Origin of the sequence: Hymenobacter citatus (assembly GCF_014333615.1) — a bacterium.
GTDB classification, from domain to species: Bacteria; Bacteroidota; Bacteroidia; order Cytophagales; family Hymenobacteraceae; genus Hymenobacter; species Hymenobacter citatus.
Genome location: NZ_JACSCY010000014.1, coordinates 14,967 through 37,171, shown reverse-complemented (window position 1 = coordinate 37,171; position 22,205 = coordinate 14,967). Strand labels below are relative to the sequence as shown.

Below are 22,205 nucleotides of genomic sequence, written 5' to 3'. Positions count from 1 at the left end.
TGCTGACCACCCCCTCCGGGCGGCCTGCTCCCCCGTGGAGTAGCCTCGCTGGACATGCCGACGCGTAGCGTTGACGCCGGGGTGCGTCGTGGCCGCGCCGTTCCCGCTTTTACTGGCCGGAACCGCCTCGCCGCAGGGTTTTTACGGAAGCGTTAGACCTAACCCCCCACCAGCGGATGTTCGACCGGCTGATCTATTTTTCCATCCACAACAAGCTCCTTATCGGGCTGCTGACCCTGGCCTTGATTGCCTGGGGCGGCTACTCGCTGAGTCGGCTGCCCATTGACGCGGTACCCGACATCACCACCAACCAGGTTGTCGTCTATACAGTGGCGCCCTCGCTGGCGGCCAGCGACATTGAGCGCCTCGTTTCCTTTCCTATCGAGCAAAGCGTGGCCACCATTCCCCACCGGGAAGAGGTGCGCTCCTTCTCGCGCTTCGGCCTCTCGGTGGTAACTATCGTTTTCGAGGACCAGATTGATATTTACTGGGCCCGCCAACAAGTAGCCGAGCGCCTGCGCGAAGCCGAAAGCCAGATTCCGACAGGCATCGGCCGTCCGGAGCTGGCCCCCGTCAGCACCGGCCTGGGCGAAGTGTACCAGTACCTGGTGCGGGCCAAGCCGGGCTACGAGCAGCGGTACGACGCCCGCGAACTACGCACCATTCAGGACTGGATTGTGCGGCGGCAGCTACTGGGCACACCCGGCGTGGCCGACGTGTCCAGCTTCGGCGGGCAGCTCAAGCAGTACGAAATCCGCCTGGACCCTGACCGGCTGCGCTCGCTCGGGGTCACCATCGACCAGGTGTACCAGGCCGTATCGCGCAACAACCAGAACACCGGGGGCGCCTACCTCGACCAGAAGCCCACGGCCTACTTTATCCGCACCGAAGGTCTGGCCGAGAATGCCGCCGACCTGGGCAACATCGTCGTGCGCAGCACCCAGGACGGCCTGCCCGTGCTGGTGCGCGACGTGGCCGACGTGCGCCTGGGCTCGGCCGTGCGCTACGGCGCCATGACCCGCAACGCGGAGGGCGAAGTCACCGGCGGCCTCGTACTCATGCTCAAAGGCGCCAACGCCAACGAGGTGATCCAAGCCGTGAAGGCGCGCATGGCCACCGTGCGCAAGTCCCTACCCGAAGGCGTGACCATCGACGTGTACCTGGACCGCTCGGACCTAGTCGGCCGGGCCATTAGTACCGTCACCAAAAACTTGGTCGAAGGCGCGTTGATTGTGCTGTTCGTGCTCGTGCTCTTTCTCGGTAACTGGCGGGCCGGGCTGGTGGTAGCCTCCGTCATTCCACTGGCCATGCTCTTTGCCATCAGCATGATGCGCCTGTTCGGGGTGTCGGGCAACCTGCTTTCGCTGGGCGCCATTGATTTCGGGCTGATTGTGGACGGGGCCGTCATCATCGTGGAGGCCATCGTGCACCGCCTGCACGGCGGGCAGCTGCGCGTGCCCGGGGGCCGCCTCACCTCGGCGCAGATGAACGAGGAAACCTACCACGCGGCCAGCCAGATCCGCTCCTCGGCCGCCTTTGGCGAAATCATCATCCTCATCGTGTATTTGCCCTTGCTGGCGCTGGCGGGCATTGAGGGTAAGATGTTCCGGCCCATGGCCGAAACCGTGGCCTTCGCCATTAGTGGCGCCTTTCTTCTGAGCCTGACCTACGTGCCCATGATGTCGGCGCTGGCCTTAAGCCGCGCCACCGAAGCCAAGCGCACGTTTTCCGACCGGATGATGAACTGGCTGGAAGCCCGCTACCGGCCGGTGCTGGTAGGGGCTCTACGCCGTAAAACGGTGGTATTAGTGACCGCCGTGGCCCTGTTTGGGTGCGCACTGCTGCTGTTCCGGACCCTGGGCGGCGAGTTCATCCCGCAACTGGCCGAGGGAGACTTTGCTATCGAGATGCGTACGCTCACGGGTTCGTCGCTGAGCTACACGGTCGATAAAAGCCAGCAGGCCGGCGCTATTCTCACCAAGCAGTTTCCGGAAGTCAAAGAGGTGGTCGCCAAAATTGGAGCGGCGGAAATCCCTACTGACCCCATGCCGGTGGAAGCGGCCGACGTGATGGTGATCCTGGAGAAAGACCAGCGTAAATGGACCTCGGCCCGCACCCAGGAAGAGCTGGCCGAGCGGATGGCCGAAGCGCTTGCAGTGATTCCCGGCGTCACCTTTGGCTTCCAGCAGCCCATTCAGATGCGCTTCAACGAGCTGATTTCCGGCGCCAAGCAGGACGTGGTGCTTAAAATCTACGGCGAAGACTTGCAGCAGCTGGCCGCCTACGCCGAGCAGGCGGCCCGCCTGGTGCGGCAGGTGGCAGGCGCCGAGGACGTGTACGTGGAGCAGGTCACCGGCCTGCCCCAAATCGTGGTGAAACTGGACCGCAACCGGCTGGCCCGTTTCGGGCTGAACGCCGAGGACGTCAACCGCACGGTGCAGACCGCCTTTGCCGGGCAGAGCGCCGGGCAGCTTTTCGAGCAGGAGCGCCGCTTCGACGTGGTGCTGCGCTTGGCCCCCGCGCTACGTCAGAACATCCGCAACGTGCGGCAGCTGCTGGTGGCCACGCCTGCTGGCGAGCAAATTCCGCTGGAGCAAGTAGCATCGGTGGACTTGCAGGAAGGCCCCAACCAGATTCAGCGCGACGATGCCAAGCGCCGGATCAGCGTGGCCTTCAACGTGCGGGGCCGCGACGTGGAAAGCATTGTGCAGGAGTTGCAGGGTAAAATGGACCAGCAGTTGAAGCTGGCTCCCGGCTACTACACCACCTACGGCGGGCAGTTCGAGAACCTGCGCCAGGCCACCGAGCGCCTGAGTATCGCCGTACCGGTGGCGCTGCTGCTCATTTTCGTGCTCTTGTTCTTCACCTTCCGGTCGCTGAAGCAGTCGGTGCTGATTTTCACGGCCATTCCCCTCTCGGCCATCGGCGGGGTGCTAGCCCTGTGGCTGCGCGGCATGCCCTTCAGCATTTCGGCCGGGGTAGGCTTTATTGCCCTGTTTGGCGTGGCCGTACTTAACGGCATCGTGCTGATCGGCTACTTCAATCAACTCAAGGACGAAGGCCATACGGACCTGTATTCGCGTATCTTGGAAGGCACACAGGTGCGGTTGCGGCCGGTGTTGATGACGGCCACCGTGGCGTCGCTGGGCTTTCTGCCGATGGCCCTGAGTACCTCGGCCGGGGCGGAAGTCCAGCGGCCCCTGGCCACCGTCGTCATCGGCGGGCTGGTGACGGCCACGTTGCTCACGCTGCTCGTGCTGCCTGTGCTCTATGCCCTCTCCGAACGCCCGACCACACCCAAGGGAGAAGAGCCGGCCCCGGTGGCCACGGCCCTGCCGGTTGCTACCGGATTGCTGCTCCTGCTTGGGGGACTACTACTCCCCGCGCCCGGTCGGGCACAGGGCGTGCTTACGGCGACGCAAGCGGTGGGCCAGGCGCTGCAAGCCAACGGCACGGTGCAGGCGGCCCGCAGTGCGTTGGAAGCGCAGCAGGCGTTGCGACGAACCGCGTACGATGTGGGCCGCACCACGATTCTGGGCACCTACGGGCAAGTGAACTCGCCCTTGTCTGACAACGTGCTCAGCATTGGGCAGACGCTGGCCTTACCGGGTTACTACCAGGCGCAGGCCCACCTGAGTCAGGCGCAGATCCAGGGCCGCGAGCAGCAGCTCGCGCAGGTGCAGGCGGAGCTGCGCCGGCAGGTGCGACTAAGCTACGAGCAAGCCGTCCATGCCCGGCACCGGCTGCGCATGCTGCGCGGGCAGGACAGCATCTACGCCGAGTTTCTGCGCTCGGCGCAGCTGCGCTTCAACACGGGGGAAGTCGCCCGACTCGAACCCGCCAATGCCCTGTTGGCGCAGGGCGAAACGCAAAACCTGCTAACGGAAGCCCAAGCGGACTACGCCATTGCCCGCCGCCAGCTGCAAGCGTTGCTACAAGCCCCACAACTGGTAACCATTGCCGACAGTACCCTGCGCCTGCTGCCCTCCCCCTCAGCCCCCTCGGATACGGCGGTGCTGGCGTTGACGCCCCAGGCCCGGGTGTTGCAACAGCAAGTAGTGGAGCGACAAGCGCAAACCCGGGTGGAGCAAGCCGCCGGCTTGCCGCAAGTAACGGTAGGCTACACCAACCAGTCACTTAGGGGCACCTACGAAGTAGATGGCCGGATGACCACCTACGGGGCCGGTGACCGGTTCCAGGGCGTGCAGGCGGGCGTGGCCATCCCCCTACTGCGCGGCCCGCTGAAGGCCCGCGTGCAAGCGGCCCGGTTGCAGGAGCAAGCGGCAGCCAGCACCTATCAGCGCTACCGGGCGGAAGTAGCCGCTCAACTCGAAGAGCTGCGCCTGCGCCTGCAAGCGCAGCAGCAACGGGTGCAGTTCTACGAGCAGACCGGTCTGCCGCAGGCCGCGGTCATTGTCCGCATTAGCCAGCTCGCCTACAAGGCGGGCGAGACCACCTACGCCGAACTGCTGCTCAATCTGGAACGCGCCCTGCGCGTGCGCACCGCCTACCTCGACGCCGTGCTGGCGCACAACCAAACCGCCATTGATTTGGAGTACCTGCTGGGCACTCCGGCACAATAACCCGCTCTTTCAGAATGATTCCTATGCATAAGATCACCTCACTCGTGCTGCTGCTGGGCCTGAGCCTACCCTTCGGCTGCACCCCCGATAAACCAGAAACGGCGGCAGATGCCGAAGGCCGTGAAGCCGCGCCCCCCAATCAGCAGGAAGGCGAAGAAGCGGAAGAGACGACCGACCTGGTGACGCTCTCGCCCGCGCAGCAGCAAGTGGCGGGCATCCAGACCGGGCACCTGACCAACCGGCCCATGGGCACGGGCCTGGCCGTGACCGGCACGCTGGACGTGCCCCCGGAAAGTGCCGTCTCCGTCACGGCTCAGCTGGGAGGCTTCGTGGAGAACACTGAACTGCTGCAAGGCACGCGGGTGCGTAAAGGCGAAGTACTGGCCACCATCCGCAACCCCGAGTTCGTGACCCTACAACAGGAGTACCTGGAAACCCAGGCCCGCCTGGCGTACGCCCGCACCGAGCTGGCCCGGCAGAAAGAACTGTACGAGCAGGAAGTAGCGCCCCAGAAGAACTACCAGCGGGCCCAAGCCGACTACCACGCGCTGCGCGTGCAAACCGACGCCCTGGCGGCCCGGCTGCGGCTGGTGAACCTGCCGGTGGGGGGGCGCCTGATTACCACGGCACCCATCCGGGCACCCCGGGCGGGCTTTGTGCGGGCGGTAAACGTTACCGTCGGGCAAGCGGTGACGCCGACCGATGCGCTGTTTGAAATCGTGGACCCCGAACATTTGCACGTCGAGCTGACTGTGTTTGAGCGCGACGTGGCGCGGGTGCAGAAAGGTCAGCTGATTCGCTTTACGCTGGCCAGCGACTCCACGGGTGCCCGCCGCGAGCGGACGGCCCGCGTCTATCTGATCGGGCGGGCCATTGGGGAGGACCGCACCGTGCGCGTCCACGGTCACTTAAACCAGGAAAACGACCCGGCCCTGCTGCCCGGTCTCTACGTGCGGGCGCTCATTGAAACCGGCCGCACCGAGGTGCCCGCCCTGCCCGACGCGGCGGTGGTACGCTTCGAGGGCAGGAACTACGTCTACGCCGTGGAAGCCCCCGGCCGCTACCGCATGGTGCCCGTCACCCTGGGACGTAGCGAAGACAATTTCACCGAAGTCACCCTACCCACATCGGTCCCCGCAACGACCACCTTTGTCACGGCGGCGGCCTACTCGCTGCTGGCCAAGATGAAAAACGCCGAAGAAGAGGAATAGCCCCCTGCGGGCAGATTCTGTTTATCCATTCTGTGCTAACACTCTCCATAATGAGCTACTTACAACCCATTGCCGTCTTTATATTGGCTGGCCTCTGCGAAATCGGGGGCGGCTACCTGGTCTGGCAGTGGCTAAAGGCGGACCGTCCGGGATGGATGGGCCTGCTCGGGGCCCTGCTGCTTGTGCTCTACGGCTGGGTGGCCACCTGGCAGCCCACCTCCTTTGGCAAAACCTACGCCGTCTACGGCGGCATTTTCGTGGTCATGTCCATTGCCTGGGCCTGGTACTTCGACGGTTTTCGGCCGGATCGGTTGGATGTGCTGGGCGGGGTCATCATCCTATTAGGGCTGGGGGTCATGCTGTTCTGGCCCCGACCCTGACTCCTCGTGTTGCTCTGGTTCACCCCAGCTCCTGGCAGCTTGCTACCCTGAAAAAAGCGGCCGTCCAACCCTTATTCTTCATCACGCACGCTATGGCCCATCCCCAAGAAGACACCCTCATTGCCAAGCAGATCACACCCACGGCCATGCGCCTGTTGGTGCTGGAAGTGCTGCAACAGCAGTCGGCCGCACTCAGTCTGGCCGACGTGGAGCAATTGCTCGGCCACGCCGACCGCATCACCGTACACCGCACCCTGAAAACCTTTACCGACAAGGGCTTGGTGCATCGCATTGAGGACGGCAGCGGGGCCGTCAAGTTTGCCTTGTGTGAGCCCGGCTGCACGCCTGAGCACCACCAGGATCTGCACGTGCATTTCTTCTGCACCCAGTGCCGAGAAACCAGCTGCCTACCGGCGGTGGCCATACCGGCTATTCCCTTGCCCAGCGCGTTTCAGGTGCAGGAAACGAGTTTGGTGCTGAAGGGCGTGTGCGCACGCTGCACCAGCATCGCCTGAAACAATGCAATACCATTGCATCGCCCCGCGAGCGAAGTTTGTGCTCGCCTGGGGCAGTGCCTTATCTGATTTCAGCTGCCCATGCTTGAACTTCTCACCGGTGCTCTTGTGCTCAGCTTGCTCCACGCCGCCATTCCCAACCACTGGGCACCCGTACTGGCCGTCGCCCGGGCCGAACACTGGCCGTTGCGCCGGGCAGTGGGCGTGACGCTGGTAGCAGGCCTGGCCCACGTGCTGAGCACGGTGGTCCTTGGGCTAGCACTGGGCTGGCTGGGCTGGCGCCTATCGGCCCGTTTCGAGCAGGTAGTCGGGTGGGTCGCGCCGTTGGTGCTGGTGCTCATCGGGCTGGTCTATGCCTTTTCCGGGCCCGGCCATACGCACCCGGACTCGCGCCCGGTGAGCCGCCGGGGACCACGCCGGCGGGTGGTGCTGGGACTGGCCGCGACGATGTTTCTGGCCCCGTGCCTGGAGATTCAGACCTTCTTTCTGGCTGCCGGCACCCACGGCCCCGCCGCGTTGGCGCTGCTGATGCTCCTGTACCTACTGGTTTCCGTTACCGCCATGTGCGCTCTGGTAGCACTGGCCCACCGCAGCTTGCCAAGGCTGAAGCTGGCGGGGCTCGTCGAACACGAACGGCAGCTGACCGGCGCGGTGCTCATACTGGTGGGGCTGGCTGGCTTTTTCTTGGATTGGTAGCCGCTTGCTACCACTACTTTCTTCTTTTCCTTCCGAATCCATTTTCCTCCTATGCCTGATCCAACCTCCCAGAACACCAACGAAGAGCTGCATACTGCCAAGCAGGTAAAGCTCGAAAACGTGGGCGCTCTTAGCCGCGAGCAGCTCACGCCCGACGCCGCGACAGAGCCCCAGGGCCACGACGTAGCCGGCCACGACCACGCCCCGGCCGAGGATACGACACCGGACGCGCACGCCGGCCATAGCCACGGCGCGGGCGACCATGACCACGGCCCGGCCGGCGACCATCCTTACCTGGTGCCGGGCATCAGTCTGGCCCTGCTACTGGCCGGTATTGCGCTGAATTATGTTGATGTGGCCTTTTTCACGGGCTATGTGCGCCTGGCCTGGTACGGCTTGGCTTTTTTGCTGGTAGGCTGGAAGGTGATTCGCGCAGCTATCCAGAGCATTCCCTCAGGCAATATCTTCAATGAGTTTCTGCTCATGAGCCTCGCCACGCTCGGCGCATTTGCCATTGGCGAGTACCCGGAAGGCGTGGCCGTGATGCTGTTCTACACCGTGGGCGAGCTGTTTCAGGATGCAGCCGTGAACCGGGCCAAGCGCAGCATCAAGGCCCTGCTCGAAATTCAGGCCACCGAAGTCACCGTGGTGCGGGAGGGCCAGCCGCTGGTGCTCGACCCCAAGGCCGTGCAAATGGGCGACATAATGGAAGTGAAGCCCGGCGAGAAGGTAGCCCTCGACGGCACGCTCAACGGTCAGGCAGCCAGCTTCAACACGGCGGCCCTCACCGGCGAGTCGGCTCCGCAAACCAAGCAGCCGGGCGAGGCCGTGCTGGCGGGTATGATTAACCTCGAATCCCTGATTCAGGTCACGGTTACGGCTGCCTTTGCCGATACCAAGCTCTCAAAAATCCTGGCGATGGTGCAGGACGCGGTAGGCCGCAAGGCCAAAACCCAGCAGTTCATCACCACGTTTGCCCGCATCTACACGCCCATTGTGGTGGGGCTGGCCGTGCTATTGGTGCTGGTGCCCTACTTCGTGGTGGGTGACTACGTCTTCCGGGACTGGCTCTACCGGGCGCTGGTGTTTCTGGTCATTTCCTGTCCCTGTGCGCTGGTGATCAGCATTCCGCTGGGCTACTTCGGCGGTATCGGGGCGGCCTCGAAAGCGGGTATTCTGTTCAAAGGCTCCAATTTTCTGGACGTACTTCGCGAGATTGACACCGTGGTGATGGACAAGACGGGCACGCTCACGCAGGGCGTGTTTGCCGTGCAGCAGGTGCAGCCCGCGCCCGGCACCACGCCCGAGCAGCTGCTGCGGCTGGTCGGGGCGCTGGAAACCAAATCCACCCACCCCATTGCCAAGGCCGTGGTGACCCACGTCGGCGCGGCCGCCACGGGCGTGCCCGTCGAGGCTGTGGAGGAAATTGCCGGCCACGGCCTGCGTGGCACGGTGGATGGCCGCAACGTGCTGGCCGGCAATACCAAGCTGCTGGCGAAGTTCGCCGTTTCCTACCCGGCGGAAGTTGACCAGGTGGTGGACAGCATCGTGGTGGCGGCCGTGGACGGCCAGTACGCCGGCTACCTCACCGTGGCCGACGCCCCGAAAGAAGACGCGGCCCGCGCCGTGCAGGAGTTGAAAGCCGACGGCATCGGCCAGGTGGTGATGCTCTCCGGCGACAAGGACAGCATCGTGCAGCGGGTGGCGAAGGAACTAGGCATTACCGAAGCGCACGGTGGGTTGCTCCCCGAAGACAAGGCCAAGTACGTGCAGCAGTACCTAAGCGAGGGCCGCAAACTGGCCTTCGTGGGCGACGGGGTCAATGACGCGCCCGTGGTGGCGCTGGCCGACGTGGGCATTGCCATGGGCGGGCTGGGCTCAGACGCGACCATTGAAACGGCCGACGTCGTAATTCAGACCGACCACCCCAGCAAGATTGCTACCGCCCGCCGCATTGCCCGCGCCACGCACCGCGTGGTGTGGCAGAACATCTGGCTGGCCTTCGGAGTGAAAGCCGTGGTGCTGGCCCTGGGGGCCGGCGGCGTGGCCACCATGTGGGAGGCCGTGTTTGCCGACGTGGGCGTGGCCCTGCTGGCGATTCTCAACGCCGTGCGCATTCAGCGCATGAATTTTATAACCGATAACTCGTCAAAATGATGCTGCTCGTGCTGGCGGCTACTAGCCAACCCGCCTGGACAACCCTGGCGGGCTTTTCGCTCCTGCCTGCCCTTGTGATGATAGCCGGGGCGGCGCTGGCCGTGTGGCGGGCGCCGGGGCCGGGTCTGCGCAGTGCCATTCTGCACTTTGCGGCCGGGGTCATCTTCTCCGTCGTGGCCGTGGAGCTGCTACCCGACATCGTGCAGCGCCACGCCCCCTACGAAGTAGCCCTGGGCTTCGGCCTGGGCATTGCTACCATGTTGGGGCTGCGCGCCTTTACTCAGCGCCTGGAGCAGCGGAAGGAAGTGCCCCCCGCAGTAGCGGCCGGGAGCCCGACGCCGGCCGCACCGCTCCCCTGGGGCCTGCTGCTGGCCATCGGCATCGATATCCTGATTGACGGTTTGCTGCTGGGTATCGGCTTTGCCGCCGGTGCCAAGGAGGGCACCCTGCTGGCCGTGGCCCTGACCATTGAATTGCTCTCGCTGGGCCTAGCCACGGCCGTGGAACTGCGCCAGGATGGGCACAGCAAGGGACGGGCCGTGGGCATCGTGGCGGGACTTTCGCTACTGCTGCTGACCGGGGCTGGGGTAGGGCTCACCGTCTTGCAGGGCGCTACCGGCAACCTGCTGGAAATCGTGCTCTCCTTCGGGCTGGCCGCGCTACTGTTTCTCGTCACCGAGGAGCTGTTAATAGAGGCCCACGAGGAGACGGAAACGCCATGGCTCACGCTGGCCTTTTTTGTGGGGTTTCTGCTGTTTCTCTTGCTGGGCATGGTCGCCTAATTTTATAAACCAGCAATTAGTAGCGGTTAGGGCAATACTGTGTCTTCTCAAGGGCATTAGTGCAAAAGTTACATTCTAAGGAGGGTGGTCCTCAAGCTGTAACGTGGGCCTTAAGCACTGCTCACCTATCATTGGCTTGTTGTGGATAATGAAAAAGCTCCGCTTGCGACGGAGCTTTCAGCTATATGCTACTTTAGGGACAGATTAGCGTACGAAAAAGCCTTTGGCTAGCCAGGCGTCCACGTTCTGCGAGCGCACAAAGCGGGTTTCGACATGCCCCCACGCATCCACGTGGTACATGATGGTCTTGCCCGCCTCGCGGGCCTGTAGCGCCGCCAGGTGTTCGGCCGGTGACAGGGAGGGAGCGGGTGATTCCGCAGGTTTACGCACCCGCGGGCGTTTGGTAGAGTAAGACATAGTAGAATAACACGCCTACCATCTGAAGGTTCCTGCTCCCCGCACCGTCGCTCGTCACCTCTAGGTAGGACAAAGTGGGGCAAAGCCTTTGCTATGCTTACCTATGGTACATCTTCGTAGTTGTTACAAGCCCAGCTTCTGGGCAGCATTGTGCTGGCGCACATTGTCGAGGCGGGTGTAGCGCCGGATCATCTCGCTCGTTTTGTGCTTGGTCTGGTTCATCACCTCCGAGTCATCGGCGCCGGCTAGCTTGGCCACCGTCACAAAGGAAGCGCGCAGCGAGTGGGCCGAGAACTTCACCCCTAAATACCGCTGTACAATTAAGTTCAGGTGATGATCCGTCAGGCGCCGCTCGGTCAGGCGCCCGCCTTTGCGGAACGAGACGAACACGGGCCCTTCCGTGCGGCCCAGCCGTTGCAGCCACGCTTGGAGCGTGCGGATGGGGCAGAGCGTAAACTCGGGCGAGTAGAAGATGGCCTTTTCCTCGGCGGCCCCCAACTGGTTGGTCTTGCTCTTAGCCAGGTTGACAATGAGTCCTTCCTCGGAAAAGGAAAGGTCCTCGATATTCAGCGCCGACAGCTCGGAGCGGCGAAAGGCGCCGGTAAAACCCAGCAGCAGAATCACCCGGTCGCGCAGCCCAGAAAGGGTCTTCGCATCGATACTTTTCACGGTGCGTTTGAAATTCGCCAGCGTGAAGGCGGGCGCTTGCTTCTGCCGCACGCCCTTCAGGCGCGCGATGCCCTCGAGCAGCACCTTGAACTTCTTGTCATCGGTGGGCGAGTCCAGCCCCCGTAACGCGTGGGCTTTGCTGATGGCGGCGCAGTGGCGCTGGATGGTCGCTACTTTCTTACCCGACTCTGCGAGGTGCGTCACAAAGCCAGCGAGCGTATCGATCGAGGCGGGCAGCGGTTCCAACGCGTGCTCCTGGCACCAGGCCCCGAAGCGCTGCAAATCGCCGGCGTAGGCCTTGGCCGTATTGGGCGCCCCCGACAAGCCGGCCGCCACGTATTTGGCCGTGTGTTCCGTGAGATCGACGAGCGACAGACTCGAAGGTGTCGGGGCGGACACAGCGGGCAGCTTTTTCATGTGGCTATATATAATAGGAGTAGGCGAGCGATTTTGGCTGCAAAGTACGAAAAACAATAAGGTTCGATAAGTAAGAGTTATCGAACCTTATTGTTTTTCGTACTTTGCAGCCAAAATCGCTCGGCTACTCCTAATTATATATAGGCACCATCAAGCGCGCTAGTTTTTTTACCATGAGTGAGTTGATTCCAGTCCCCGCAATGTTGCCCGCAGGCTTGTCTTCTGTCTCCGATGTGGTGGCCCGCTACGTGGCCGTCGGCCTAGCCGGCGCGGCCAATACGCGCCGGGCGTACGTGGCCGACCTACGCACCTTCGAGCAGTACTGCTGAGATCAAGACTTTGAGGACCTGCCCGCCGCTGTGACCACCGTGGCCCAGTACGTAACGCACCTAGCCGACCAGCCCCGCAAATCACTCGCGTACTAGGCAAGCGCTAGCGGCAAGCCCCGGCCTTTTCGGACGACGAACTCAAGCGCGCCATCAACCAGCTGGACTTGGCCACACCAGCCGGACTGCGCGACCGGGCGCTGCTACTGCTGGGCTTTGCCGGCGCCTTCCGCCGCTCTGAACTGGTGGCCCTGAACGTGGAACACCTTAAGCTCACCCCGCAAGCGCTGCTGATCCATCTGGACAAGAACAAGACCAACCAGTACGGCGAGGTGGAGGACAAAGCTGTCTTCTATGCCCCCGACGACCGCTACTGCCCCGTGCGCTCGATGCAGGCTTGGGTCGCGGTGCTCGGCCGCGACACGGGGCCGCTGCTCGTGTCCCTGAAACGGGTGCCCAAGCAAGTAGCCCAACCCTCCACCTTTCGCCTCTCCGACATCAGCGCCAACAAACTCGTGCAGCAGCACTTGGGCGGGCAGTACACGGCCCACTCGCTCCGTGCGTCCTTTGTCACCATTGCCGTGGAGGCGGGGCAGTCGAACAAGGCCATTAAGAACTAGACCAAGCAGAAGACCAATGCCATGATCGAGTGCTACGCCCACTTAGAGGATGTCAAGCGCTTCAACGCCGCCAAATTCCTCGGCTTGTGAGCGTATCCCCAGTAGGAATTGCTTCGGAGTGTTTTTCGACAGGTTTGTATTTTCTGTACGTAGCAGTCTAACATAGGCCTATGCATGTGGGGCTGCTCTGTTAGATGAGTAACCCCACCAAACCAAGAGACGAGCTTGTACTCAAATTACTAAGCTGTTACCCAGTGCTTTCCCAGTCCCATAACGCCCCTTTTCGAACATGTTTGGTTGTACAAGAAAAGGAGCGACTCATCGCTGTCCCAAGGTTGGGGCCTTGCTGGCTGGTTTTGCCACCAGCGGCGTGTTGCTGAGTTGCTGCCACGTGCTACCCTGCGCCGAACGCAATTTTATAGAAGTCAGCGGCTTGCTAGCGAAGAAAATACTGGTCATCACCGTCAGGCCCTGGTCGGCGAACAGCTCCACAGAGGCCGCATCGAGGTAGAGTGTCAGCTCGGTGCCGGCGGCCGTGCTCAGGCGCGGGGCCGTGGCACGCCCCGTAAACTTGGGGCTGAAGTTGTTTTTACCAGCCTTGCTGCGGTCAATGAAATACTGTTTGGCCGCTTTATCGTACCCTACTATCAGCTCCTCCCCGGCCACATTGCCCAGCACTAGCTCAAAATCATTCAACTGCTTGGTGCTGAGTGTCAGGCGGTGCTTGTCGGTGGTGCTGTTGAGGCGGGCGGTAAGGTCGGTGGGCGCTTTTACCGTTATATTCTGTAGGGTGGTGGCCTTGCCGGCCAGGGTGCGCAGCTCGGAGACGGGCTGCGAGGTGAGGTAGATTTCACTACCCACTTGGCGCAAACCCAGCTCGCGCGGGATGGTTGTGGCGCTACGCCAGGGCGAGGTAGGCACCTGGTTGGCGTACTCCCAGTTGCTCATCCAACCCAGAAACAGGCGGCGGTTGCCGGTGTTATTCCACGTTACGCCGGCGTACTCGTCGGGGCCGTAGTCGGCCCACTTGGTGTTGGCGTTGAGGGGCGTGAAGGTTTTGCCATCAAACTGGCCCACAAAATACTGCGTGGCCGAGCCACCGTTGGGACCACCCGGGTTTAGGTTCACGATGAGCACCCAATACGTTTTGCCGTTGAGCATAAGCGGAAACAGATCGGGGCACTCCCATACGCCGCCATGGGCGCCCAGCTTCTCGCCAAACTCGCTCAGTTTGGTCCACTCTTTCAGGTTAGGCGAGGAGTAGAACGTGATGCGGTCCTTGGTCGCCAAGGTCATCACCCACTGCTTAGCGGGCTCATTCCAGCTCACTTTTGGGTCACGGAAGTCCACAATGCCAGGATTGGGCAGAACGGGGTTGCCGGCATATTTAGTCCACGTCTTGCCCGCGTCGAGGCTGTAGGCCAGGCTTTGGTATTGGTGCTTGTTCTGCCCTTTTTTCTCCTCTTCCGGGCTGTGGTGGGTGAAGATGGCGACCAACGCATTCTTACCGAAACCGGCCGTGTTATCGGCATCTACCACAGCCGAGCCCGAGAAAATGTAGCCCAGGCTATCAGGGGCGAGAGCAATGGGCTGCTCCTGCCAGCGCACCATGTCGGGGCTGGTGGCGTGGCCCCAGTGCATAGGTCCCCAGACCATACCCTGGGGGTAGTACTGGAAGAACAAGTGGTAGGTGCCCTGATAATAGACCATGCCATTGGGGTCGTTCATCCAGTGCGCAGTCGGCGTGAAATGGTAGGCTGGGCGATACTGCGGGGTAGCCGGCGGCACGGCGGCTTGCTGGGCGAAGGAGGTAGTCGTCAGGAGCGCGCCGCTAAGAAGGGCCAGTAACTTTTTCATGATCGAACGAAGGGCGAAAGGAATAGGAAGTAGCTTACGCCGTTTGCGGCGCGAGCAGTTTGGCCACGTCGGCGGCGGTGATGGCGGGCGTGGCGCCTTGGTGAGTAGCCACTAGCGCCCCCGCCGCGCAGGCAAAGCGCAGCATAGCGTCCGGCTTGTCGCCGGCTAGCCAGCCTTTCAGCAAGGCCGCCAAAAAGGCGTCGCCACTGCCAATGGTGTCGCGCACCTGCACGGGTAGGCCGGGAGCCCGGTAGAGCTGCCCGCCGGTGTAGAGTAGGGCGCCATCGGCGCCACACGTGACGCACACCGCTTGCAACTGGTAGCGCTGGGCCAGCCACTGCATGGCCGCTTCCCTATCCTGCACCGGCCCCTGGCCCAACCACTCCATCACTTCAGTCAACTCATGGTGATTCATCTTGACCAGGTTGGCTTTGCTGAGCAGGTACTTCGTTACTTCCCTGGTGTAGTGCGGGGGACGCAGGTTCACGTCGAACACCCGGAAACGGGCGCTTTCGAGTAGGCGGTAGAGAGTTTCGCGGCTATTGGTCTGGCGAGCAACTAGGCTGCCGTAGACCAGCATATCGGCCTCCGCTACTGTATCGGCCAGTGCCGCCTCATACTGGATATAGTCCCAGGCCACAGGCTGCACAATCTTGTAGACCACTTCGTTGGCGTCGTCTACGTTGGCTTTCACTACCCCCGTGAGGTGGGTATGGCCTTGTTGAACATAGGTGGTACTTAAATGCTTCGACTCGATGAAAGCCAGCAGTTCCCGGCCCAGCTCATCGTCGCCCACGCGGCTGATCAGCTCAGCAGGTTGGCCCAACTGGCTCAGGTGCACGGCTACGTTAAACGGAGCCCCGCCCGGCTGCTGGCCGGTAGGCAGGATGTCCCAAAGTACTTCGCCGAAACAAACAACGGAGGTAGGCATATGCAGCGTAAAAGGGTCTTGGTTAAGTAAGTAGATTAGCGGGCACGCTGTGCGTCAGAAACAGCGCGCCCAATAGCAACGGCGGCGGCTCAGTGCAGCACCAGCACTTTGTCGGCATCTTCCAGCGTTTTACCTTTGGTTTCGGGCATCAGCTTCCACACGTAGAGCAGCTGGAGCACCATCATGGCGCAGAAAAACGCGAAGGTGTTGCCACCGCCCAGCTTCTCGGTGAGGGCCGGAAAAGCAAAGGTGATGAGGGCCGCCAGCACCCAGTGGGTGGAGCTGCCCAGCGCCTGCCCCTTGGCACGCACGGCGCTCGGAAAAATCTCGGAAATAAACACCCAGATAACGGCCCCTTGCGAGAAGGCAAAAAAGGCAATATAGCCAAATAGCAGCAGGGGCACGAGCAGGCCACTGCGCTGACTGTAAAAGGCTTCCGCCACGAGGCCCAGCGTCACAATCAGCCCTACGGAACCGATGAGCATCAGCTTGCGCCGGCCAAATTTGTCGATGATGTTGACGGCTAGCAGGGTAAAACAGAAGTTCACCAGCCCAATACCGGCCGACGACAGCAGCGCCGCGCTTTGGCCCAGGCCCGTCAACTCGAAAATACGGGGGGCATAGTAGATGATGGCATTAATGCCCGCCAGTTGGTTGAACATAGCGAACAGCACCGCCAGCAGCACCGGCCGCCGGTACTGCGGAGCCCACAACGACTCGCCGGCACCTTCCTCGGCCGCGTTGGCCACCAAAATGGTCGATACGTTGTTCTCGGCCGTAGCCGGGTCAATGCGCTCAAACACGGCCCGCGCCTCGGCCGTACGGTTTTGGCGTAGCAGCCAGCGGGGGCTTTCGGGAATTCGGAACAACAGCAGGAAGAACGCCAGCGACGGCACGGCCTGCACGCCCAGCATCCAGCGCCAATCCTGCCCCCCCCCCAGCCCGGCCAGCAGGTAGTTGGAGAGGTAGGCCAGCAGAATGCCAAACACCACATTGAACTGGAACATGCCCACCATGCGCCCCCGTGAGGCGGGCGGCGACACTTCGGAAATATACAGCGGCGCCGTAACCGACGAAGCCCCTACCCCGAGCCCGCCCAGGAAGCGGAACACCATGAACGGCACCCACGTGGGGGCCAGCGCCGCGCCTACCGCCGACACCAGGTAGAGCATCGCAATCCAGCTCAGGGTGGTGCGCCGCCCCAGTTTATCGGATGGGACGCTGCCAAAGATGGCCCCGATAACGGTGCCGATCAGGGCAATGGACATGGTCAGGCCGTGCTGGTAGGAGTTGAGCTGCCACAGCTGCTGCACCGATTTCTCGGCCCCGGAAATCACCGCCGTATCAAATCCGAAAAGTAAGCCGCCCAGCGCGACCACCACGGACCAGAAGAAAACGTTCTTTTTCATTCGTTTAGAAGTAGCTGACGGGTACGTCGTAGCTGTTTGCGTTATGGATTCACCAAAGTCAGCGGGGCAGTGACAGCACGCCTACCACCCTACATTCTGCTTGTATAGTCCTTTGCTGAAGTTGATCTGGTTGATTGGAATCGGCATGTATTCGTCGCGGGCGGGCGTGAAGCGGGCGGTAGACAGGTACTGCCGCAGGTTCTTTTCCTTGGCGAAGTAGGTGTTCAGGTAGGGCGCCGCAATACCCCAGCGCACCAAGTCGAAAAAGCGGTATCCTTCCATGGCAAACTCCAGGCGGCGCTCAAAACGCAGGGCTTCGCGGGCGTAGGCCTGCGTGAAACCGGCGGTTGGGTAGAGGCCAATGTTGTACTTGGAGGTAGCCGCGCCGTTGGCTTGCTTCAGGCGCGCGGTGCTGTTCTGCGCCCGCTGCCGGATCTGGTTGATGAGGGGTAGGGCCTCCGACGGCCGGTTCAGCTCAATGAGCGCTTCGGCCTTCCACAGCAGCACGTCGGCGTAGCGGATAATCGTCCAGTTTTTCGAAGAGCTCATGAAGGGCGGCGTCTTCTGAAAGCTGGGGTCAGTGGGCAGCACGCTTTCCTTCATCGACAGGTTGTAGCCGTATACCTGCGGCACGCGCACCCACGACTCCTGAAACACGAAGTTAGGGTCGTACTTGAACGGGTGCCCCACAATGGCCACCGTGTGGTCGAGACGCGGGTCGACGGTCGTGCTGAGGAAGTCGGCCGGGGTTGTCAGGTCGCCGGAGGTGTTGAAATCGGCGAAGCGGGGCAGCCCGCCGGCATCGGTTTTAAACGAGTTGATCAGGTTTTGGCTGGGCTGATGAAACGAGCAGCAGCCGTACTCCGGGTTCATGGGGTAGTTCAGCTCGTTGCCGCGGTCGGTGCGGCCCTTGGGCGTACCGTCGTTGCGCGAAAACTGAATGGCAAACACCGACTCTACCCCGTTGTCGCCCGCCGTGAGGAAGTTGGTGGCAAAGTCTGCATGCAGGGAGTATTGGCCGGAGCTGATAACGGCGTTGCACAGGGCATTCACTTCCGTGAGCTTGGCCGCGTCGATGCCCGTCACGGCGTTGCTTTCGTTTTGCGTATAGGCCTGGTACAACAGCGTTTTGGCCAGGTAGGCCTGCGCGGCAGGCTTGGTAGCCCGCCCGATTTCAGGCTGGGTGGCGGGCAGGTTTTCCACCGCAAAGCGGAAGTCCTCGGCCACTTTGCTCCACAGCGCGTCGTTGCTCAGGGCCACGTTCGACACGGTGGGGTATTGATCCACCGGTAATTCCTCGTCGATGTAAGGCACGTACTTGAACATCTCCTTGAGCAGGAAGTAGAAGTGCCCGCGCAGGAAGCGCATCTCGCCCTGGCGCACCGCCTTGTTGGGCATCGTTGCGGCATCCACGGCGTTGAGGCGGCGCAGCGCGTCGTTGCAGCGCGAAATGCTCAGGTACATGCGGTACCAAAACTCGTCGGTGTTGCTCAGGTCGACGCGGTTGAAAATGAAGGTTTCGTAGAAGTGAAACGCGTCCACGTCGGCGGTGCCCCCGCCGCCCTTGTAGGCGTCGCCGCCGCGCACGTTGCCGTAGGGCCACATGGAGGTATAAGGCACGTAGTAGATATCGTTGCCTAACTGCGCATAGGCCGCAATTACTTGTTTATCAATATTTCCAACCGTATTCAGCTGGTCGTCGCTGAGCGCCCCGGTGGGGTCTACATTGAGGAAGCTTTTATCGTTGCAGCTCACCGAAAAGGCCAGCAGCGAGCAGGCCAGCACGCTGGTTTTGAGGAGTTTCATGGGAAGGTTTGGCTAGCGTAGCAATTAGAAGGAAACGTTGAGGCCGGTGGTGAACACGCGCGGTATCGGGTACTGGTAGTTGGTCACCTCGGGGTCGGGGCCGGTGAATTGCTTACTCTTGGCGATGAGGAAGTTTTGCCCCTGCACGTACACGCGCACGTTTTGCAGGCGCAGCCGGCTAACCAGCGCAGTGGGTAGGTTGTAGCCCACCTGCACGTTGCGCAGCTTCAGATACGACGCGTTTTCGACGAAGTAAGTGGAAGAGCGGCCCTCGTTGTTGGAGTTTACCAGGGTAGGCGCCGGAATAGAAGAGCCCGTGTTGGTCGGCGACCAGGCATCGAGCAGGCGCTGCCCCCAGTTCTCGCCCGAAGCCAAGGAGGAGAAATCCGTACGGAATTTTGAGTTGTTGTAGGCGTAGAGGCCTTGCACGCCCTGGAAAAACACCTGCACATCAAAGCCCTTCCAGGCGGCGCCCAGGTTCAGGCCGTACGCAAAGTCCGGAATGGCCTCCGTAATCCACGTCTGGTCGAAGTTGTCGATTACCCCATCCCCGTTCAGGTCTTTGTAGCGAATGCGGCCGGGGGCGGCGCCTACCTGGGTAGGGCCTTCGCCTACTTCCGTCGCATTCTGGTACAGGCCATCGGCCACGTAGCCGTACACGGCGTTGATGGAATGACCCAGGCGCGTCACGTCCTGACCGTTGCCGCCGTAGGCGTTAATCACCTCGTCGGGCAGGTAGGTGAGTCGGTTGCGGTACGTGGAGAGATTGCCCGACACATTGAACGTCAGCCCGTTGCTGAGTGCGTTCTGGTAGGTGAGCAGAAATTCCCAGCCCGAGTTTTTGATGGAGGCGCCGTTCACGAACTTGTCGCCGCCCTCACCTACTACCCCCAGGAAGGGCAGGTTCACCAAGATGTCGGTGCTCTTCTTCACGAAGTAGTCGGCCGAGCCGGTGAGCTTGTTCTGGAAGAAGCCCACGTCGAGGCCCACGTTGGTCTGGGTAGTGGTTTCCCACTTTAGGTTGGGGTTGGCCTGCTGCACGCGCCGGTAGCCGGCCGGCAGGTTGGTGTCGTTGCCGTAGATGTCGTAGGCCGTGCCAATGTCATAGGCAAAGTTGGGGTCCAGCGTCCCCAGGCTCGACTGGTAAATAGCCCGTGAGGCAAAATTGGCAATGTCCTGGTTGCCAGTCTGGCCCCAGCCAGCGCGCAGCTTCAGGTCCGATACGGCATTCACGTTGTCTTTTACGAAGCTCTCCTCGCTCAGGCGCCACCCGCCCGACACGGCCGGAAACACCCCAAACTGGTTATCGGCCCCGAAGCGCGAGGAACCATCGCGGCGGATGGTACCCGAGAGCAGGTACCGGTCCATGAACGAGTAGTTGACCTTAGCGAAATAAGAAGCCAGGCGGTAGGCCGTGGCCGAGCCGCCGTTGTCCTTGTTGGCCGAGCCCGCGTCGAGCACAATGTAGTTGGGGTCTTCGCTGGCAAAGTTGGTGCGCGAGGCGTAGAAACTCTCGCTGGCGTAGCTGATGCGCTCATTGCCCAGCAGAAAGCTCAGCGCGTGCTTGCCGCCGCCCAGCGCCAGGTCATAGTTCAACGTGTTCTGCCACACCCAGTTACCAAACGTGGTTTCGTTGTTAGTCACACGGTTGTTGTCGTTGGACAGGTAGCCGGCCCGGAAGGTTTTGTACAGCTCCTTGTACTTATACAGCGAGTAGTCGATGCCGAAACTGGTGCGCAGGTGCAGCCCCTTGATGATTTCGGCGTCGGCGAAGGCATTGCCGAACACGCGGTAGAGATTCGAGCGATTCTGCTGGTTGTCGGTGAGCAGGCGCACGGGGTTGTCCCGGTCGCCAATGCCGTTCACCGGGCCGCCCCACCCTACCCCGTCCACTGTGCGCACCGGCACAATGTTGAGCAGCTGGCTGCTTCGGTCACGAATCAGATTGAGGTCGAACTGAGCTTCCTCTAATTTGCTGACCGTCAGGTTTTCCCCTATTTTCAGACGGTCACCCAGCAGCGAGTAGTCCGAGTTGAGGCGCGTAGTCCAGCGGTCAGCGCCGGTGTATTTCAGCGTACCGGAGTTCTTGTAGTAGTTCAGCGAAAACAGCACGCCGCCGTGCTCCCCGCCATTGCTTACATTCACGTTGTACTGCTGCACCAACGCTGTCTGCTGGGTTTCTTTAAACCAGTCGGTGTTGGCGGTGCGCTGGGTTTGAGCCGCGTCCAGAAACTCCGGTACCGTCACGTTGTCCAGCACCGGCCGGCCATCGGGACCCAGGTGCGACTGAAAGTTGTAGAACGGAATAGTAGGCCTGGTGCCGTCGTTGACGGAGGCCTGCCAGTAGATGCGCCCGTACTCCTGGGTGTTCAGCATCTTGATGTGCGGCCCCGGCTTCTGGGCGGAGAAGAACGTGGAGAAGTCCACCCGCGTCACGCCTTTTTTCGCCTTTTTGGTGGTGATGATGATGACGCCGTTGCCGGCCCGCGAACCGTAGATACTGGCCGCCGACGCATCTTTCAGCACCTGAATCGACTCAATATCATTCTGGTTGAGCTGGTTGATCCCCTCCTTGGTCGGGATGCCGTCAATCACGTAGAGCGGGTCGTTGTTGCCCAGCGTGCCGAAGCCGCGGATGCGCACGGCCGTGCGGCTGCCACTCGGCGAGCCATCCGTGGTAATTTGTACGCCCGGCACCCTACCCTGCAAGTTGTTGGCCACGCTGTTGGACGTCATGTCCTTGATCTGCTCAGGCTTCACCACCGCCACGGCACCCGTCAGGTCGGCGCGGCGCTGGGTCTGGTAGCCGGTCACCACCACTTCACCCAGGTTCTGGGCGGAAGGCACCAGCTGAATGGTGAAGGTGGTTTTGCCGGCCACGGCTACCTCCTGCGGCGCGTAGCCCAAGGAAGAAACAACGAGCGTGGCGGTAGCGGGCACCGTGAGGGCAAAGCGGCCCTCCCCGTCGGTGGAGGCCCCGTTGGTAGTACCCTTCACTACTACAGTAACGCCGGGTAGGCCCACACCTTTCTCGTCGTTTACCTGACCCGTAATTGGAATATCCGCTAGCGCCTGAATAGCAGAACTGGGTAGGGCGGCCACGGCTACTCCCGGCAGCACGGCGGCCGTGAGGGGAGCCGCAGCCAGTAGCGTGAGCACACGCAGATGCCGCGTCAGAGGTACACTTTTGTGCATAATGTAGCAAGAGAAAGAGGGTGAGAACAGAAAGCGCATTGAAGCGGCTCCTTGCCCCTGCCACGTTACATCCGACCGGGCCTACCTGAGCTGCAAACGTTTTAGCAGCAGCTTTGAAACAGGCCCGGAAGACGAACTGGCCCGGAGGCTGCGACGGCTTCAGGGCTCAAAATTCTCTGATCTTTCTCTTGCAACAGTACACGATTGATTCAAAAGCTTTCACATTTGAATCAA

At 61.7% G+C, this 22,205-nt stretch carries 15 protein-coding genes; 8 read left to right on the top strand and 7 right to left on the bottom strand.

Annotated features, from left to right (window positions below):
* Positions 1 to 176 precede the first annotated feature (176 nt).
* The 7 genes from H8B15_RS15895 to H8B15_RS15865 all read left to right on the top strand — a co-directional run bounded on the left by H8B15_RS15895 (position 177) and on the right by H8B15_RS15865 (position 10,324).
* The gene (locus tag H8B15_RS15895; protein ID WP_187320646.1) at positions 177 to 4,583 is read left to right on the top strand and encodes a CusA/CzcA family heavy metal efflux RND transporter; all 4,407 of its coding nucleotides are present in this window, start codon (positions 177 to 179) and stop codon (positions 4,581 to 4,583) included.
* 23 nt (positions 4,584 to 4,606) lie between these two features.
* The gene (locus tag H8B15_RS15890; protein WP_187320645.1) at positions 4,607 to 5,794 is read left to right on the top strand and encodes an efflux RND transporter periplasmic adaptor subunit; all 1,188 of its coding nucleotides are present in this window, start codon (positions 4,607 to 4,609) and stop codon (positions 5,792 to 5,794) included.
* Positions 5,795 to 5,844: 50 nt separating this feature from the next.
* Entirely contained in the window at positions 5,845 to 6,174 is a 330-nt protein-coding gene (locus H8B15_RS15885; RefSeq protein ID WP_187320644.1) for a YnfA family protein, read from the top strand.
* A 92-nt stretch (positions 6,175 to 6,266) separates the two neighbouring features.
* A complete protein-coding gene (locus H8B15_RS15880; protein ID WP_187320643.1) occupies positions 6,267 to 6,689 on the top strand; it encodes a Fur family transcriptional regulator in 423 nt (140 codons plus the stop codon).
* An 81-nt stretch (positions 6,690 to 6,770) separates the two neighbouring features.
* The gene (locus H8B15_RS15875) at positions 6,771 to 7,385 is read left to right on the top strand and encodes a hypothetical protein (RefSeq protein WP_187320642.1); all 615 of its coding nucleotides are present in this window, start codon (positions 6,771 to 6,773) and stop codon (positions 7,383 to 7,385) included.
* 51 nt (positions 7,386 to 7,436) lie between these two features.
* Positions 7,437 to 9,542: a heavy metal translocating P-type ATPase gene (locus tag H8B15_RS15870; RefSeq protein WP_187320641.1), complete on the top strand. Its 2,106-nt coding sequence runs from the start codon at positions 7,437 to 7,439 to the stop codon at positions 9,540 to 9,542.
* A complete protein-coding gene (locus H8B15_RS15865; protein ID WP_246455544.1) occupies positions 9,539 to 10,324 on the top strand; it encodes a ZIP family metal transporter in 786 nt (261 codons plus the stop codon). The genes H8B15_RS15870 and H8B15_RS15865 overlap by 4 nt, the downstream gene beginning before the upstream one ends.
* A 204-nt stretch (positions 10,325 to 10,528) precedes the next feature.
* Here H8B15_RS15865 and H8B15_RS15860 read toward each other — a convergent pair whose 3' ends face one another.
* Positions 10,529 to 10,741 (bottom strand): hypothetical protein, encoded by a 213-nt coding sequence (locus H8B15_RS15860; RefSeq protein ID WP_185284443.1) that lies wholly within the window; start codon positions 10,739 to 10,741, stop codon positions 10,529 to 10,531.
* 123 nt (positions 10,742 to 10,864) lie between these two features.
* Entirely contained in the window at positions 10,865 to 11,827 is a 963-nt protein-coding gene (locus H8B15_RS15855; RefSeq protein ID WP_185284442.1) for a site-specific integrase, read from the bottom strand.
* A 493-nt stretch (positions 11,828 to 12,320) separates the two neighbouring features.
* Between H8B15_RS15855 and H8B15_RS21085 the strand changes: the two genes are divergently transcribed.
* Entirely contained in the window at positions 12,321 to 12,773 is a 453-nt protein-coding gene (locus H8B15_RS21085; protein WP_246455540.1) for a site-specific integrase, read from the top strand.
* Between the two features lie 318 nt (positions 12,774 to 13,091).
* On the opposite strand, the gene H8B15_RS15845 is transcribed toward H8B15_RS21085, so the two are convergent.
* The 5 genes from H8B15_RS15845 to H8B15_RS15825 all read right to left on the bottom strand — a co-directional run bounded on the left by H8B15_RS15845 (position 13,092) and on the right by H8B15_RS15825 (position 21,971).
* Positions 13,092 to 14,630, bottom strand: a complete 1,539-nt coding sequence (locus H8B15_RS15845; RefSeq protein WP_185284441.1) for a glycoside hydrolase family 32 protein — start codon at positions 14,628 to 14,630, stop codon at positions 13,092 to 13,094.
* A 34-nt stretch (positions 14,631 to 14,664) separates the two neighbouring features.
* The gene (locus tag H8B15_RS15840) at positions 14,665 to 15,561 is read right to left on the bottom strand and encodes a carbohydrate kinase family protein (RefSeq protein WP_185284440.1); all 897 of its coding nucleotides are present in this window, start codon (positions 15,559 to 15,561) and stop codon (positions 14,665 to 14,667) included.
* Positions 15,562 to 15,650: 89 nt separating this feature from the next.
* On the bottom strand, positions 15,651 to 16,970 hold the full coding sequence (locus H8B15_RS15835) for a sugar porter family MFS transporter (RefSeq protein WP_185284439.1): 1,320 nt from the start codon (positions 16,968 to 16,970) through the stop codon (positions 15,651 to 15,653).
* Positions 16,971 to 17,051: 81 nt separating this feature from the next.
* Positions 17,052 to 18,776: a RagB/SusD family nutrient uptake outer membrane protein gene (locus H8B15_RS15830; RefSeq protein WP_185284438.1), complete on the bottom strand. Its 1,725-nt coding sequence runs from the start codon at positions 18,774 to 18,776 to the stop codon at positions 17,052 to 17,054.
* A gap of 24 nt (positions 18,777 to 18,800) precedes the next feature.
* Positions 18,801 to 21,971, bottom strand: coding sequence for a SusC/RagA family TonB-linked outer membrane protein (locus tag H8B15_RS15825; RefSeq protein ID WP_185284437.1), 3,171 nt, complete (start codon positions 21,969 to 21,971; stop codon positions 18,801 to 18,803).
* Positions 21,972 to 22,205: the final 234 nt, after the last annotated feature.

Bases quoted from the DNA above. Each gene is read 5' to 3' on its own strand.
- H8B15_RS15860 (WP_185284443.1), bottom strand. From the start codon at position 10,741: ATGTCTTACTCTACCAAACGCCCGCGGGTGCGTAAACCTGCGGAATCA.
- H8B15_RS15825 (WP_185284437.1), bottom strand. From the start codon at position 21,971: ATGCACAAAAGTGTACCTCTGACGCGGCATCTGCGTGTGCTCACGCTA.
- H8B15_RS15895 (WP_187320646.1), top strand. From the start codon at position 177: ATGTTCGACCGGCTGATCTATTTTTCCATCCACAACAAGCTCCTTATC.
- H8B15_RS15845 (WP_185284441.1), bottom strand. From the start codon at position 14,630: ATGAAAAAGTTACTGGCCCTTCTTAGCGGCGCGCTCCTGACGACTACC.
- H8B15_RS15840 (WP_185284440.1), bottom strand. From the start codon at position 15,561: ATGCCTACCTCCGTTGTTTGTTTCGGCGAAGTACTTTGGGACATCCTG.
- H8B15_RS15830 (WP_185284438.1), bottom strand. From the start codon at position 18,776: ATGAAACTCCTCAAAACCAGCGTGCTGGCCTGCTCGCTGCTGGCCTTT.
- H8B15_RS15835 (WP_185284439.1), bottom strand. From the start codon at position 16,970: ATGAAAAAGAACGTTTTCTTCTGGTCCGTGGTGGTCGCGCTGGGCGGC.
- H8B15_RS15880 (WP_187320643.1), top strand. From the start codon at position 6,267: ATGGCCCATCCCCAAGAAGACACCCTCATTGCCAAGCAGATCACACCC.
- H8B15_RS15875 (WP_187320642.1), top strand. From the start codon at position 6,771: ATGCTTGAACTTCTCACCGGTGCTCTTGTGCTCAGCTTGCTCCACGCC.
- H8B15_RS15865 (WP_246455544.1), top strand. From the start codon at position 9,539: ATGATGCTGCTCGTGCTGGCGGCTACTAGCCAACCCGCCTGGACAACC.
- H8B15_RS15855 (WP_185284442.1), bottom strand. From the start codon at position 11,827: ATGAAAAAGCTGCCCGCTGTGTCCGCCCCGACACCTTCGAGTCTGTCG.
- H8B15_RS15885 (WP_187320644.1), top strand. From the start codon at position 5,845: ATGAGCTACTTACAACCCATTGCCGTCTTTATATTGGCTGGCCTCTGC.
- H8B15_RS15870 (WP_187320641.1), top strand. From the start codon at position 7,437: ATGCCTGATCCAACCTCCCAGAACACCAACGAAGAGCTGCATACTGCC.
- H8B15_RS15890 (WP_187320645.1), top strand. From the start codon at position 4,607: ATGCATAAGATCACCTCACTCGTGCTGCTGCTGGGCCTGAGCCTACCC.